Below are 15,543 nucleotides of genomic sequence, written 5' to 3'. Positions count from 1 at the left end.
TCTTCGCTTTCAGAAGCTCGTTTCTGTCATCCCGGCGAAGGAGGGAGCTTAAGGCAGGCCAAACAATAAGCTCCCTCCTTCGCCGGGATGACAGAAAAAATGCGAAGCGATTATAGGCGTTAATGACAGTTTCCGTAAGCCTGTCTGCGCGATTAGCCGTACCTTTACCGATTGATAGTAGACAGCACAACCATGACTTTTGAGGAACTGAATCTGAACAAACCGCTTATCAATGCCCTGAACGACCTGGGCTATACGAAACCGACAACCATTCAGCAGAACGTTTTTTCGGTCGTAATGTCGGGGCGGGATGTGTGCGGTCTGGCGCAGACCGGTACGGGTAAAACCCTGGCGTATTTGCTGCCCTGCCTGCGTCAGCTTCAGTTTTCGAAGGAAAAACTGCCGCAACTGCTGATCATCGTTCCTACACGCGAACTGGTCGTGCAGGTGCTGGAAACGGTGAACCAACTGACTACCTACATGAACGTGACGGCAGTGGGGGTGTATGGTGGCGTCAATCTGAAACCGCAGGTGGCCGAGGTGCAGAAAGGGCTGGACATACTGGTCGCGACACCGGGTCGGCTGGTGGATTTGCTGTCGAGTGGTGTTCTCAAGACTAAAGCGCTCAAAAAACTGGTGATCGACGAGGTCGACGAAATGCTGAACCTGGGATTTCGGACACAGCTGAAAACCGTACTCGACCTGCTGCCTCCCAAGCGCCAGAATCTGCTGTTTTCGGCTACGCTGACGCACGAGGTCGAAGAACTGATCGACACGTTTTTTACCAGCCCGGTTCGGGTAGAAGCCGCACCGGTTGGTACGCCCCTGGTCAATATTACCCAGACGGCCTACCAGGTCCCCAACTTCACGACGAAAGTGAATCTGCTCGAACTGCTGCTGCGCCAGGATACCAGCATGACTAAAGTATTGGTGTTTGTTGCGACCAAACAACTGGCCGACCAGTTGTACGAGCAGCTCGAAGACGAATTTGCCGGACAGGTAGAGGTAATCCATTCCAACAAAGCGCAGAATTACCGCTCCGAGGCTGTGAATCAGTTTAAAGCGGGAACGGTTCGGGTACTCATTGCAACGGATATCATTGCCCGTGGGCTGGACGTAGCCGAAGTCTCGCACGTGATCAACTTCGATCTGCCGGAAGTGCCGGAAACGTACATCCACCGGATTGGCCGGACGGGCCGGGCCGATCAGAAGGGCATGGCCATCGCGTTTGTAACCCCAACCGACGAAGACAGGCAAACGGCCATCGAGATGTTGATGAAGTATCCGATTCCGATTTTGCCATTACCGGCCGATCTGGTTATCTCCGACATACTGACCGACGAGGAAAAGCCGACGGTTCACATGAAGACGGTAGTGGTTAAGGCCCCGAAACGCGAAGAGGTTGGACCTGCCTTCCACGAAAAACTGGCCAAGAACAAAAAAGTGAATGTCCGGCGCGATTATGCGGCCGAAAAAATGAAAAAATATGGGCGACCCATCAAGCGCAGCGGAAAAAAATAACGTCACCTTTGCCTCTCTCGGCTTATCCGAACCCCTGGTGAAGGCCGTGGCCGAGCAGGAATATAGCCAGCCTTATCCCATCCAGCAGGCCGCTATCCCACCCATTCTGCGCGGAAAAGATATTCTCGGCATTGCCAAAACCGGTTCGGGCAAGACCGCTGGGTTTGTACTGCCGATTCTGGAGTTGTTTCACCGGACCAATAATGCTAGCAGTCGGTATGCCAGCGTGTTGGTACTGGTGCCTACCCGCGAGCTGGCGGTTCAGGTTGCCGAAGTCTTTCAGACGCTGGGCGTGCATTTATTTCCACACGTAAAAACAGTACCGGTATATGGGGGCGTATCCATCAATCCGCAGATGATTGCCGTACACGGAGCCGATATCGTCGTCGCCACACCGGGTCGGTTGCTGGATCTAATTGAGCAACGGGCGCTTCGGCTGTCGGATGTCGAAATTTTGGTTCTCGACGAAGCCGACAAAATGCTTGAGCTGGGTTTTGCCGATGAAATGAACCAGCTCTTCGACCTGTTGCCCGAGAAGCGCCAGACGATCCTGTTCTCAGCGACGCTCGGCGACGCGATTCAGGACATCAACGCAACGCTGCTACGGCAGCCGGTCAAGGTAGAAGTAGTAGAGGAAACGGCGAACTTGGACTTAATCGAACAGACCGCTTACAAAGTAGCTGCCGAGCGAAAAGGGCCATTGCTGCGGTACCTGATCAAAAATGAGCAGATGAAGCAGGTGCTGGTCTTTGTGTCGTCGACCCGAACGGCCGATAATCTGGTGGTCAAACTGAATAAGAACGGGATACAGGCGGCCGCCGTGCATGGTCAGAAAGGGCAACAGATACGAACGGACGTGCTCCGGCAGTTCAAGGCGGGGAAGCTGACGGTGATGGTCGCTACGGATCTGCTGGCTCGCGGAATCGACATTCAGTTGTTACCCTACGTCATCAATTTCGAACTACCCCGTTCGCCCAAAGATTACGTTCACCGAATTGGCCGAACCGGACGCGCCGAAGCATCGGGGAAAGCCATTTCGCTTATCACGCCCGACGACGAACACCATTTCAAAATCATCCAGAAGAAAATGGGCAAGCGTGTTCCGCAGATTGATACAACCGACCTGGATTTGCAGGGCTATTAATAGCAGCGGGCGCTAATTTTTAAGACGATTATAATTAAGGGCTTGGCAAAGCACAACGGACCGTAATTAAGAATTTTTATATCAAGCACAAATGATGAGCAAGATTCTTGATTTCGCTTTTATTTTCTATTACCAATATTTATGCAAAGCTAAAAACGATGATCCAGTAAATAGTACCCTTACGCTTATAATGCTTGGGCTTCTATTTATTCAGCTTTTACTTTTTACTCTTATTAAACGAGTATTTCATTTGCCTCCTTTGCAAATAGACACGTTTGTTTTCGTCTTGATAGGGTTGTTCCTACAAGGCATTATCTACTACAATCTGCGTAGGTACTTTATCAGGACTAAACGATACAAGATACTAGTCAATAATCAATATAGTAAGTTCAATAGCCATTATGCCGTAGATTTTCTAATTATCATTTTTATACACTGGTTTCTATTAGGCATGACAGCATTAATATATTTTTTGTAAGATCATTCTGAAACAAAATAGAAGAATCGGTTTACTGCTCTATAACATAAGAACGGTGGCATTTATACATTTGCAGTGGCGGCATCAGGCAGGACAAATGGTTTGATGAACTTGACTCCAGTGGGCTTTTTAGACTCATCGCCACTCTTTATATATTCTTCTATTCGCCGTTTTCTATCCAGCATCTGCCTGGGGATATCCTTTGGGCGGTTCAATATCGTTGCCATGATATTCAGTTAGTTAATGGTTAGTCGCACGTGCATAGAGAATGCAATAATAAAGGGTCTTTCCATCTCTTACAAACGTATAACAGACAAACCCAGGGTACAACGTCGTTTGCCATTCATCCTCGAATACTTCCGTAAAAAAACGCGTTGTTTATTCGAGCAGGTAATAGAGTTATCTTGCTGGTTCGTATTCGATTCACAACAACCCCTATGAAAATCTTACGGATTCTGTGGCTGGCTTCAGCTACGCTCTTTTTTCAGTTCGTCCATGCCAAACCAACCACCCCGCTGGTCTACGAAGTAAACCTGAATGACCGCGCCGACGATCAGTTCAGTGTGACGCTGCGGGTGAATGGGCTGACAGCCGACAATGCCGTGTATCAGTTTGCCGCCACGGCACCCGGTACGTATCAGATTATGGATATTGGCCGCTATGTTCGTTCGTTCAAAGCGTTCGACGCCAAAGGACGGGAATTGCCAACTCAGCATATCTCGACTAACCAGTGGAAGTTTGACCAGCCCGAAAAAGTGCGGACGGTTCAGTACCGCATCGCCGAAACCTGGGATACGCCGGTCAATGAACACAAGCCGTATAACATGTGCGGCACCTCGATCGAAGCCGATCACGCGCTTATCAACGGGCAGGGCGTGTTTGGTTTTCCGAGCGGTATGCAGGCGGCTCCGATCGAAGTAAAACTCGATTATCCGGCCGAGTGGACCGTTGGCACTGCGCTCGATAAAAATGCGAAAGGGTATTTCACGGCCCCTAATTACGACCGGATCGTCGATTCGCCGATTCTGCTGGGCCGTCTGTCCAAAGCGTCGACGACGGTGGCGGGCGCGCAGATCGATATGTATACCTATTCGAAAACGGATAAAATCAAGTCCGAACAACTGCTGAACAACATGCAGTCGATGCTGAATGCCGCCGGGCAGTTTCTAAAGCAGTTGCCGGTGAAACGCTACACGTTTCTGTACCATTTCGAAGATCAGGACTGGGGGGCCTGGGAGCATTCGTACAGCTCGGAGTATGTAATTAAAGAATCGGATTTCTCGAAGGAACTGGCCGATAACATGACATCCATTGCCGCTCATGAGTTCTTTCACGTGGTGACGCCCCTGAACATTCACAGTGAAATTATTCAGCAGTTCAATTTCGTAACCCCCACGCCGTCAGAACATTTGTGGCTCTACGAAGGCGTAACCGAATGGGCAAGCGACGCTATGCAACTGCGGGGTAAGATTATGGACCTGCCTACGTATTTCAATGAGCTGAGTCAGAAAATTGCGTACGACAAAAGCCTCGATACCACCTACAGCCTCAGCAAACTGGGCCTGACCTGCTACACCGACGAAGGCCAGCGGCAATATGGCAACATCTACGCGCGTGGTGCGCTGGTCGCGGGTCTGCTCGACATCCGTTTGCTCGAATTGTCGGGCGGCAAACGGGGGCTTCGCGAAGTGATCAATGAACTGGCCGCTACCTACGGCCCCAACAAAGCGTTTCCCGAAAAAGACTTTTTCGCGCTTTTTACGCAGATGACGTACCCGGAAATTGCAGACTTCTTTAACCGCTACGTGAAAGCAGCTGAGCCACTGCCGTTTAAGGAGTATTACGAAAAATTAGGCATAACCTACACGCCGGTGATTCATACGGGTGAAAAAACGGCTTCGCTGGGTCTGCGGGTTACGTTCATCGATGGCAAATTTGGCTTGCGTAACCTGGCGGAACCGCTTCGAACGGCGGGCCTACAGGAAAACGACGAGTTGGTTGCGTTGAACGGGCAGCCATTCAACCAGGAAAGTATTCCGGTGCTGCGACAACTGAAGCCAGGCGATACCTACGATCTTACGGTTCGGCGCAACGGTCAGGACATAACCGTTAAAAACACGGTACTCGAAAAAGAGCTGGTGAAACAATACGTTTTTCAACTGGACCCACAAGCTACTCTGCAGCAGGTGCAGCTACGGGATATCTGGATGCGGAATTTGTAAACGAATCGCCTGAAGCCGGTCGGTAATGGCCCAGACTTAGTCTGCTAAAAAGGGTAGCAACTGGTTGTAAATCAGTTGCTACCCTTTTTCTAACATCGGGGTTTCAATCCGATTTGGTACTGGTTGGGGATTAAAACTCGAAATATCGGAGCAGACCAGATCGACAACTTTACAAACAACGGTATTTCAACTATTTCATTAAACCATCCGTACTTAAGATGGTCTGATAGCAAACAATGACATAACAGAATACGTTAATTGTCATTTGTAAACCATCGTTTCTTTAAGAAAGCTATCACCATGAAAACGATACACCACAAGTTGGTACTGACGCTATTGACCGTCGGTACGCTAAGCCAGCCCGTAGCGGCTCAGGCTATACAGGGATGGGGCTCCGGAACCAAAGGAGCCGTCATTGGTGCCGGTACAGGAGCCGCGCTGGGCGCTATCATCAATAAGAAAAACCGCGCTGTTGGCGGAGTTGCAGGAGGTGTGCTGGGGGGGGGCGCTGGATATGCCATCGGGAAGACCGCCAAACGACGCTGGAGTCCACAGGCAACCGGAACGGCCATCGGGACGGGTGCTGGGGCTGCTGCCGGAGCCATCATCAATAAACGGAACCGGGTAGTAGGTGGTGTTATTGGGGGCGTCGTTGGTGGAGCGGCCGGATATGCCATCGGGAAGCATAAAGACAACAAAAATAAAGCCGCCGAAGCCGCCCGTCAGGAAGCGGCCCGCCAGGAAGCTGCTCGTATAGCGGCTGCGGATAGAGCCGCTGCTGAGAAAGCGGCCGCCGACCGGGCTGCGTCTGATAAAGCTGCTCAGGCAAGAGCTGTCGCGCAGAATACCGCCACGCCCGTAAATGCCGAGCCTGGTCGTTCGGTTGCCAGCGTTGCTCCGCAGGTACAGGCGGCCAGTCTGTTGGACGCGAGCCAGCCGGTTAAATCCTTTGTCTTAAAAACGGGTTATCTGCCCAACGATACCTACGGTGATCCGATGACGCCATACCCGACGTCGGAATACCGCCGGAAAAGCTGGTAATCCACTCCCACATCGTGCTGCTCTGGCACTCGTGACCAGGCAGCACGCTTTTTTTGTTCATTCACGCTAAAAATATGATCTTATGAAAGCATACGTTCGCTCACTGATTGTGGGGGCGGCCCTGCTGAGTGGCTGCTCGAAATCGAGCGATTCCGTCAACATTCAGGACCTTGATCAGCAATTTATCGGTGCCTGGAACAATAAAGATTCAGCCAAAATTATCTCATTTCTGGCCGACGATGTCCACTTTTTGCAGGGGAATACCCATTTCAAAGGGAAAGCTGAAGTGACAGATAAATGGGTCAACGAAACCCTGTCTACCCTGACGGACCTGAAAACGAATGTCGTAAGCTCCGGCACCGACAGTCAGACAGCCTATGAAGCTGGTACGTTTTCGGTCGATGTGCTGCCGCTCAATCCGAAAGATCCGCATGCCTACGGCGAAGGGAACTACATTTTGTTATGGAAGAAAGGCAGCGACAACACCTGGAAACTGAGCTACGCGCAACTGGAAGATCTGCCGGTTCAGGTGAAAAACTAATAGGCCTGACTTCCTATTCATATGACGACCAACGAAATTTATGACGTGCTGACCGACGCCATCAGCTCGGTTATCCCAGACGACTGGACTATTGCCCGACTGACCATCCAGTTTCTGTCGGATGGGCGTGAGATAGAGTTTTACGGGACCTATCTCACGCCCACTGGCGATGCCGAACCGTTGACCACCGAATTTCCGGAGGAGGTAACGGAGGCTGTTCAGGCGCTTTACCTGAGCCGTCAGACCGAAGGCCAACCTCGGTTCAACCAGCTACAGATCGACCTGACGGAGCAGGGTAAATTTACGACAGATTTTAGCTGGGATCAGGAAATTCAGGATGAAGACGAGCACTTTTCTAAAGGCGGTACCGCGCGTGAATGGATGGAAATCCGCAAAGCCAGGTACGGGGCGACCGACGAGGAAAAGGAAGCATAGAGCCCTTATGGTTTGTCCCGGTAGCTGAACGTTGGCATCTGCCAGTCGAACCGAATGGACAGCAGCCGAATCGTTAAGCCTACGGCTGCCGCTATAATCATGGCGACCTGCATATGGCCGTACCAGTGATCAAGGGCGACATAAACTCCGCCCGTTATGAGCGACGCGCTGGCATAAATTTCTTTATGAAAGAGTAGTGGAATGTCATTACATAATACATCGCGCAAGACCCCGCCCGCACAGCCGGTGATAACCCCGCTGAACAGAACAATGGTAATCGGCAGGTGAATATCTTCGGCGATCTGGCAACCGATGATCGTGAAAACTACCAGCCCGAGCGCATCCAGATACAGAAATAGCTTTTTCAACCGACGCATCACCGGCGCAATCAACAGAGTAAATAGCGCAGCCCCCGCGGTGATGATCAGGTATTCGGGATGCTCGACCCAGGCCATGGGGTAATGACCAAACAGTACGTTGCGCACCGTACCGCCACCCAGGGCTGTAACCCAGGCCAGGAAACAAACGCCCACCCAGTCCATATCCCGGCGACCCGCAGACAAAGCGGCCGTCATGGCTTCGGCGGTAATGGCAATGATGTATAAAGTGTGTAGCATGGAGAAGGCGAAGTAAGGCTCCCCGTTTTTATTGGGCCAACATATCGGATTTCGGCTTTTTTGCTCGCTACAACATGACTTCGGCCATCGGTTCCTCAATCAGCCGGTGGCTGTTTCGATAGTGGATGGCCCGCTGCCCAATCAGCAGAACGGCCAGACCACCCAGTGCACAAATCGTCATGACGCTGACCATGGGAAGGGCCGTATTGTTGTGCAGAACACTGACTGCACCCGACACCAGTGCCCCAAAACCCATCCGGAAGCTACCCATCAGAGCCGCAGCACTACCCGCGTGCCGAACGAACGGAGCCAGCGAAAGCGCCGAAGCATTGGGGTTGGTGATACCCTGACCCGCCAGAAATAAAAACAGCATACCGATCAGGCCGTATTGTCCGTACCAACCGGCCCAGGTGCCGGCGACCATAAGCAAGCCTACCACCGACTGATAAACCAGCGTCGTAAAAATGATTTGCTCGCTGCTAAATCGTTTCAGGAAAACGCGGTTTAGTTGGGTCGGCGCAATCAGGGCGATAGCCAGAAACGCGAAAATCCAGCCGTATTCCTGCGCACTGACGTGGTAAATGTTCATGAATACGTCCGAAGAGCCAGCCAGGTACGCAAAAGGAGCTGAGGTAGCTATGCCACCGACGAGTGCATAGGTCAGGAACTGCGGTTGTTTCAGCACCGTAAGGAAATTGTTCATAACCGCCTGCGGCTGGAGAGAAATAGTCGTGTCGGGCTGCTTGCCGTTGGGCAGAACAAAATAAACGCCAACCAGTATCAACGCTGTGATACCCGCCAGGATGATAAAAATGGAATGCCAGCCAAACGCCACCGACGCATAACCACCCACCGTTGGGGCTATCATGGGCGAAACAGCGACCACCAGGGTCAGCAATGAAAAAACCTGGGCAATCTGACCAACCGGAAACAAATCACGAACCAGCGCCTGAGCCGCTACCAGCCCCACACAGCCACCCAGTGCCTGGAGCAACCGCATGGCAATCAGGGTATCGATGGACGGGCTCAGCGCACAGCCGACCGATGCCAGTACATAAAGGGCCAACCCTGCATACAGTGGTCGCTTTCGACCGAACCGATCCAGCAGCGGACCATACAGAAGCTGACCGACGCAAATTCCGATCAGATAAGCCGTTAGCGACAACTGAACCTGCGAAATCGAGGTGTGGAGGTCGCTGGCAATGGCCGGAAAACCCGGCAGATACATGTCGATCGAAAACGGGCTGACGGTGGATAACGTTCCTAAAATCAGGATAATAACACAATACTGTTGGCGAGTCATACGCGCTGATAAATGGTACTTATCTAAGAGACACGTATTCTTAACCGATTGTTCCGAAGACGGCTACAGTCTAAAATTCTTGCAGATTTTTCTTCTATACCTACAACAGTGAGTTCAGAATCAACGTTTTCGGACCATTCCCGAACAATTTGTGTGGTCAAGCATAAACAGCGATACCGATCGGGGTGATTTGTACAGGATTAACAATGGCATACCAACGAGTATCAGCGCATATTTATGCTGGATTTAATAAACCGCAGGAGTTGAGCCGACAGTGAATGCTCTGTCAATAACCTTGTATTTGGTGTACGACCCCGTTGGGGTCGAATATCTATAGAAATCCAACTTTGCTATACATATTCGACCCCAGCGGGGTCGTACGCCAAATACAAGGTTATTGAATTCGATTTTATTTCGCGGTCCAGCTGTTATTGCCTGCATCGGCGTCCATGAAAATTCCGCCGGTTAACGTTACGGATTGGACTTTCTTTTTGACGGGCAGTTTTAGAACGGCCTGTTTCTGGTTGGCCTGCCAGATGGCTGGTGTCTGATGGAACGTTTCTTTTGTGCCATCGGCAAACGTAACGACCACATCCACTGGCGCTACGTACCCCCCAATGTTCTGAAGCGTAACGGTACATTGAGTCGCTGACGACGCGACGCTTTGAATGGCGAAGTCGATGTAGTTATGGCTGAAATACCAGTTGTTCCAGAACCAGTTCAGGTCTTTACCGGTACCGCTGTTAAAACTCAAAAACATATCCCAGGGCGTCGGGTGTTTGCCATTCCAGCGGTCCATGAATGCATGCAGGCCTTTTCGGAAATCGGCGTCGCCCAACAGGTCTTTCAAGGCCAGATAACCCAGGGCCGCTTTGCCGTATTCGTTGTTCCCCATGGCAGCCCCGCTTAGCACATTCGTTGGGGTAATGATGGGCAAATCCTGTTCGGCCGACGGGTCGTTGATCCAGCCGTTCACCCGAAACATCTGGAAATTTCGCGTAGCCCGTTCATTACCCAGATCGGCCTGGCTGATCAGGTATTCGAGCGCTGTGGCCCAGCCTTCGTCCATAAACCCATACCGGGTTTCGTTGACACCCATGTAGAACGGAAACCAGGTATGTGCAATCTCGTGCTCCGCAACGAACCGGGAGAAATTCAGATCGGGGGTCGGGCTGTCGTTGACCATCATCGGATACTCCATGTCGGCAAAACCCTGTACGATGGTCGTTTTCGGGTACGGATACGGAACCCCCGGCCAGTTGTTCGAGAACCAGTCCAGCGCATGTCGACCAAAACCGACCATCTGATGAAAATCGGCGGCATTGTCTTTGAATGCCGCCTGTACACTCGCCCGCCGACCCGTTTTTTTATCGACAACAACGCTCGACGCATCCCAGACATACTGGTCGCTAACGCACAGGGCAACATCGGGAACGTAGTCGGCCTTAAAGCGCCAGGTATTGGCGGATTGCTGCATGGTCACGGATCGGCCTGTCACGTCGTTGATCGTAGCGACGTGAATCACTGAGTCGGTCTGCATCGATTCGGCCAGGCGTTTGGCGAAAGTAGGCTGCAATACCTCGGCCGGATTCAGTAGGTTACCTGTAGACCAGACGACGAAATTAGCCGGGACTTTCACGTTGATCTCGTAGTTGTTGAAGTCATTGTAGAATTCCTGCGCTTCGGTAAAATCGGTCTGGTCCCAGCCGTAATAATCGTCGCGGACGGCCACCCGCGGGTAGAAATAAGCGAGATAAAACGTGGTAGAATCGAGTTTGCCTTCGCGATTACTCTCGACCGAAATATCGTAATGCCAGTCGAAGGAAAGCTTAACGGAATCGTGGGGCATCAGTGGTTTGGTCAGAGGCATCCGGCGCCAGGTTCCCGCGCCATCGGGCCACAACCGGGTGGTATTGCCCTCGCTGTATCGGTCGATATGAATGCCACTGGTCAGGTAATCGACCGAAGCGGGTTGCTGCCGAATGGCGCCGGGTCGGTGGCTGTTTAGAAGCAGCTTAAAGACAAGAAATTGCAGCGTATCCGGACTATTATTGGTATATGTAATCTCCTCCGTCCCCTGAACCGTGCGATTGGGTGGAGTCGTGGTGATATTGATGGTGTAGCGTGCCGAATTCTGCCAGTACTTTTTTCCGGGCTTGCCATCCATCGAGCGAGTGCCTTTCTGGTAGGCCTGCTTTACGTTGCGCGGCATGTACAGACTCTGCGCTTGTGTAGGTGTAGTTGATAAGTTCAGGAAGGCCAAAAAGGCCAGGTAAATCAGGCAGTTGCTCTGAACGTACTTCATGGATAGCATTGATTAACGTAATGTGGCGCTCAAGTTAACCAGTTAGTTGCCAAATGAGACTAGAAATAGGATGAAAGGCGTGCTTTAGCGATTCGATCAGGTATTGGTTTCCGGTCTGGATGGCTTCAAAAACAATTCGTTTCGCTTCACTTGATAAGGCTATTACGGATTGGTCAGCTCCTTAATCGCCTTCGTGGCTTGCTCATCGGTGGCCGCTAAGGCTAATACGTTCCTGTAGTACTGAATCGCTCTGTTTCTGTCTCCTTTGGCCTGATAAACCCGCGCTAAACTTCGATGGACTTCCGGTGCGTTTGGGTAATAGCGTTCATTTAATTGAAGCAGATCAAGTGCTTTGTCAACCTGATGTTGGCTCTGCAGTAGAAAAAGGCCCGCCTGATTGATGACTTTACCGGGTGGTAACAGGTCGACTCCCAGTTGGGTAAATAACTGCTGATAATGACGGCTTATTCCGGCGCTTCCCTGAGCGAGAAGGGTTTGAAACGGCAGTGAATAACCCTCAAATATGAAGAGAAGTCCATCGTATAAACTTCGAAAAGGCACCGAAAAATGCGTTTCTCCTTCGTAAAAGGCATAACGATCGGAAAGCCATTTAGAGCCGTTATTCGCTAAACTGACTCTGAACGCATCAAACGCTTTGCCTCGAGCACCGGTATGCTGGCCGGGTTCGAAGGGATTATTGGCTTGACTAAGAAATAGTCTGGCCGGGTTGAATGTCTTTTTTCTAAACAGTGAATCGGCCTTTTGGGGTAAGTAGCCGTTCTTCCAGGTTAGGGTCGGATCTATAGCGATGTAGGCCTTGAAAAGACGTTGATCCAGTAAACTGGTTAGCGTAAATAGACCAGCCAGCGAATGGCCAGCCAATAGCCGGTAGGGGGCGGTTCGGTAATGCTGGTCGATGTGAGGAAGTAGCTCCTGCTCCAGAAATTCTGTAAACGGGTTTGGCTTGCCGGTCAGATCCGGCGTCATATCGCGTGTACGGTTCGTGTTGCGCACACCAACTACAATCAGTTCAGGAATCTGTTCGTTTTCGCTCCCGCTTAAGTATTCGATCATACTGGCGGCATACCGAAAGTGAGTATCTGCATCTAGTAGGACTAATACCGGATAGTGTTTTTGGGCATAAAAATCATCTTCCCTGTAAGAAGCAGGAAGGCTAATGAGAAAAGGCCTTGTTTCGTGCAGTATTTGAGAATAGATAGTGTCCTCTTTACCAACTGTAACCGGGCCGATAGATTGACCAAGACCATCCAGTGACAGGGTCAGGAGAAGTACAATCAGCCATATCTGGCAATGAACTCGTTTCGCATCCATATCGATATGAGTTACTGTTTCCTGGTAAAGATATTGATTTGGCTGACATTGTACGCTAAGAACATCTGTCGACTACCTCAATGACGGAGCCCGGAAACGGGCACTGTATATAAGAGCCAATTTCTGTCCGTTTCTATACTGAATCTGTCCACTTTTGGACAAGTTATTAACTGGCTAGGTGGTGAAAACCCCTCTTTTAAGCGGAATTGAGGGGTTACAAATGTTGGCTGAATATTTGTACGACAAAGTCTATATAAATACTGATACCAGTCTGATTCAACTACCGTCTATTATGAAACGAGTATTTGTAGATGAAGTCGGCTGTCGGCAAAGGCGCAGCCAAATGTGCAGGCAGATTCAAACCCCAGTGCTACAGCTATGGGGCGCTTAACTAACGCGAATGAGCCTCCACGCTGGGTCAACTGACTGCTGGGCCGATTCAGGCCGCCCGGGCTGGAAGACGAACTCGAGGGTGAACTGCTTGAGATGTACGCTTACTGGGTGAGGACGAAAGGCCTACCCGATAATTTCTTCGAGCCAGCGTTTGTGGAGCAGCAGATCCAGAATGCTTATTAGCAGGAACAGATTTTGGAGCACCTGATCAATTAATTGTTTTACAGGAATCGCCCTAGTCATTGGCTGCATGGGCCTGTATGGACTCGTCCTGTTCATGGTGGTGCAACGAAGAAAGGAGGTTGGCGTACGCAAAGTATTGGGGGCCAGTGTAAGCAGTATTCTGTGGCTGTTCAGCCGGGAGTTTGTCCGGCTGATCGGGATAGCTTTTTTATTGGCTGCACCCGTGGCTTGGTGGGTAATGAACAACTGGCTGAAAAATTTTGAATATAAAGTTTCGCTTAGTCCTTTTATTTTCCTGCTGGCGCTGCTGGCAACGGGAGCCGTTATGCTGCTGACCGTGGGTTTCCAGAGCGTAAAAGCGGCTCAGATGAACCCAGTAAAATCATTACGGAGCGAATAAGATCCGAGATATTCTTTTACCAGAACATACCAGCAAAAAGCCCTCCTGCATGTGTGTAGGAGGGCTTTTTTGTACCTTAACGTACGCGCATCCGGTACGTGCTGCGGCCAACCTGACCGATAACCGGACCACTGACTTCGATAATACGGGGGCGGGGAGGGCGATTGATTCTTAACAGATTCGTTTTCATGATCGTGTGTAGTTCGTGTATTTGTTGTTTGATGGTACAAAGATGAGTGATGAAAATTGTCTGACATATCGCAATCCTACCAGTCGTTAGAAATCCTTGATAAACTGTAAGAAATTGCACGTCAGTTGTATCGAATGCTTGATAACCAATGGGATGTTATGAATGGTGTTGTATTTATCTAATTTTTTCTAAACATGCCGATGAGGTTCGACCGCTTACTGAAATTCTATACCGCTTCTATCGATCCTAACCGTTCGACTTTAAGCAATCAGATTATTTTGTATCCATGCGCGTATAGTGTTTGTGAAAGTGTTGTTGAAATAGTTTTCTTAGTAACAAATTGATATATTTACCCATATCTAAGATGTTGATGATGAAACCTTTTACTACTGGAGTAGCGCTACTAGCCTTTGGCCTGGCTATACAGGCATTCGGACAAAGTCAGATCATTACGCCCGACGACCAGGACGTTAGTTTTAAGTCGGTCGGGGGTGCAACCAACGTATTTATTGGACAGAGCGCCAGCGCCGTTACCGGCGGTAACACGTTTATGGGTAGCCAGGCAGGGCAGGGCAACACAACGGGTGGGCAAAATACCTATTTCGGTTTTAAAGCGGGCGCGCCAAACACGGTAGGCAGCCACAACACCTTTGTAGGCTATGAAGCGGGCAAACAAAACACCGATGGTAACGACAACGTATTTATTGGTTTTAATGCTGGTCAGAAAAATACACGCGGTAACCGCAACCTGATCATCGGTCCAAACGCTGGTTTCGACGGAGTCGACGGCGAAGGAAATACCTTACTCGGGGCGAATGCCATGGGCGTAGGCCTGGGCTTATCGAATGCAACGGCCATTGGGGCCAATGCTCGCGTCCTGAGTAGCAATGCTCTGGTCCTGGGCAACAACGTCAACGTAGGGATCGGTACATCGACTCCGCAAAACCGGCTCGAACTGACGGCGGGTGCCGCCGGGCGTAGTGGCTTGCGGCTGACGAACATGACGGCACATTCGCCTGCATCTGACGTTACAACGGGTAAATTTCTGACCGTCAACGAGCACGGCGACGTAACTCTGGCCGGGCGTTTATCGGCCGTGGCGATGCAGATTCAGCCGGCCGCTACCCATCAATGGGCCGATTACGTCTTCGCACCGACCTACCGGCTGCAATCCTTAGCCGACGTAGAACGATATATTCAGCAATACAAGCACCTGCCGGGTGTTCCGAGCGCCGATGAGATGGTGAAACAGGGCGCCGACCTGACTACGCTACTGGCTACGCTGGTTAAAAAAAATGAAGAGCTGACGCTACATGTCATTGAACAACAGAAGCGTATCGAGCGGCTGGAGCAGCAACATCGCCGGTTGCGGAAGAAATGATGTTGGGCAGGGCAAAGGGGTGAGGGCATAGGGCGTATGAAAACTCCCCTATGCCCT

The 15,543-nt window shown here is 50.8% G+C and carries 13 protein-coding genes; 8 read left to right on the top strand and 5 right to left on the bottom strand.

Going from position 1 to position 15,543, the window contains the following annotated elements:
• Nucleotides 1-192: 192 nt before the first annotated feature.
• Together ACYVC2_RS31080 and ACYVC2_RS31075 are read left to right on the top strand one after the other, a co-directional pair.
• Complete coding sequence (locus tag ACYVC2_RS31080) at nt 193-1,521, top strand: DEAD/DEAH box helicase (RefSeq protein WP_461109375.1); 1,329 nt, start codon at nt 193-195, stop codon at nt 1,519-1,521.
• On the top strand, nt 1,487-2,665 hold the full coding sequence (locus tag ACYVC2_RS31075) for a DEAD/DEAH box helicase (RefSeq protein WP_461109373.1): 1,179 nt from the start codon (nt 1,487-1,489) through the stop codon (nt 2,663-2,665). The genes ACYVC2_RS31080 and ACYVC2_RS31075 overlap by 35 nt, the downstream gene beginning before the upstream one ends.
• 540 nt (nt 2,666-3,205) lie before the next feature.
• On the opposite strand, the gene ACYVC2_RS31070 is transcribed toward ACYVC2_RS31075, so the two are convergent.
• Nucleotides 3,206-3,370 carry a hypothetical protein gene (locus tag ACYVC2_RS31070; protein ID WP_461109371.1) on the bottom strand — a complete coding sequence of 55 codons (165 nt, stop codon included), beginning with the start codon at nt 3,368-3,370 and terminating at the stop codon, nt 3,206-3,208.
• A gap of 210 nt (nt 3,371-3,580) precedes the next feature.
• On the opposite strand from ACYVC2_RS31070, the gene ACYVC2_RS31065 reads away from it, so the two are divergent.
• From ACYVC2_RS31065 to ACYVC2_RS31050, 4 genes are all read left to right on the top strand, one after another.
• Nucleotides 3,581-5,365 carry a M61 family metallopeptidase gene (locus ACYVC2_RS31065; RefSeq protein ID WP_461109369.1) on the top strand — a complete coding sequence of 595 codons (1,785 nt, stop codon included), beginning with the start codon at nt 3,581-3,583 and terminating at the stop codon, nt 5,363-5,365.
• Nucleotides 5,366-5,665: 300 nt separating this feature from the next.
• A complete protein-coding gene (locus ACYVC2_RS31060; RefSeq protein ID WP_461109367.1) occupies nt 5,666-6,406 on the top strand; it encodes a YMGG-like glycine zipper-containing protein in 741 nt (246 codons plus the stop codon).
• Between the two features lie 82 nt (nt 6,407-6,488).
• Complete coding sequence (locus tag ACYVC2_RS31055; protein ID WP_461109366.1) at nt 6,489-6,947, top strand: YybH family protein; 459 nt, start codon at nt 6,489-6,491, stop codon at nt 6,945-6,947.
• 21 nt (nt 6,948-6,968) lie between these two features.
• Nucleotides 6,969-7,382 carry a hypothetical protein gene (locus ACYVC2_RS31050; RefSeq protein WP_461109364.1) on the top strand — a complete coding sequence of 138 codons (414 nt, stop codon included), beginning with the start codon at nt 6,969-6,971 and terminating at the stop codon, nt 7,380-7,382.
• Between the two features lie 5 nt (nt 7,383-7,387).
• Here the strand turns inward: ACYVC2_RS31050 and ACYVC2_RS31045 are convergent, their stop codons facing one another.
• The 4 genes from ACYVC2_RS31045 to ACYVC2_RS31030 form a co-directional block, all read right to left on the bottom strand.
• A complete protein-coding gene (locus ACYVC2_RS31045) occupies nt 7,388-7,999 on the bottom strand; it encodes a trimeric intracellular cation channel family protein (protein WP_461109362.1) in 612 nt (203 codons plus the stop codon).
• Between the two features lie 67 nt (nt 8,000-8,066).
• Nucleotides 8,067-9,302 carry a multidrug effflux MFS transporter gene (locus ACYVC2_RS31040; RefSeq protein ID WP_461109360.1) on the bottom strand — a complete coding sequence of 412 codons (1,236 nt, stop codon included), beginning with the start codon at nt 9,300-9,302 and terminating at the stop codon, nt 8,067-8,069.
• Nucleotides 9,303-9,711: 409 nt separating this feature from the next.
• Nucleotides 9,712-11,607, bottom strand: a complete 1,896-nt coding sequence (locus tag ACYVC2_RS31035) for a M1 family metallopeptidase (protein ID WP_461109358.1) — start codon at nt 11,605-11,607, stop codon at nt 9,712-9,714.
• Between the two features lie 162 nt (nt 11,608-11,769).
• Nucleotides 11,770-12,939, bottom strand: a complete 1,170-nt coding sequence (locus ACYVC2_RS31030) for an alpha/beta hydrolase (protein WP_461109356.1) — start codon at nt 12,937-12,939, stop codon at nt 11,770-11,772.
• Nucleotides 12,940-13,582: 643 nt separating this feature from the next.
• On the opposite strand from ACYVC2_RS31030, the gene ACYVC2_RS31025 reads away from it, so the two are divergent.
• Together ACYVC2_RS31025 and ACYVC2_RS31020 are read left to right on the top strand one after the other, a co-directional pair.
• Nucleotides 13,583-13,915: an ABC transporter permease gene (locus ACYVC2_RS31025; RefSeq protein WP_461109354.1), complete on the top strand. Its 333-nt coding sequence runs from the start codon at nt 13,583-13,585 to the stop codon at nt 13,913-13,915.
• Between the two features lie 560 nt (nt 13,916-14,475).
• The gene (locus ACYVC2_RS31020; RefSeq protein ID WP_461109352.1) at nt 14,476-15,486 is read left to right on the top strand and encodes a hypothetical protein; all 1,011 of its coding nucleotides are present in this window, start codon (nt 14,476-14,478) and stop codon (nt 15,484-15,486) included.
• Nucleotides 15,487-15,543: the final 57 nt, after the last annotated feature.

The sequence above is a fragment of the Spirosoma koreense genome, assembly GCF_054777875.1.
The sequence above is the reverse complement of the archived record's forward strand: the minus strand, read 5'-3'. Positions and strand labels throughout refer to the sequence as shown.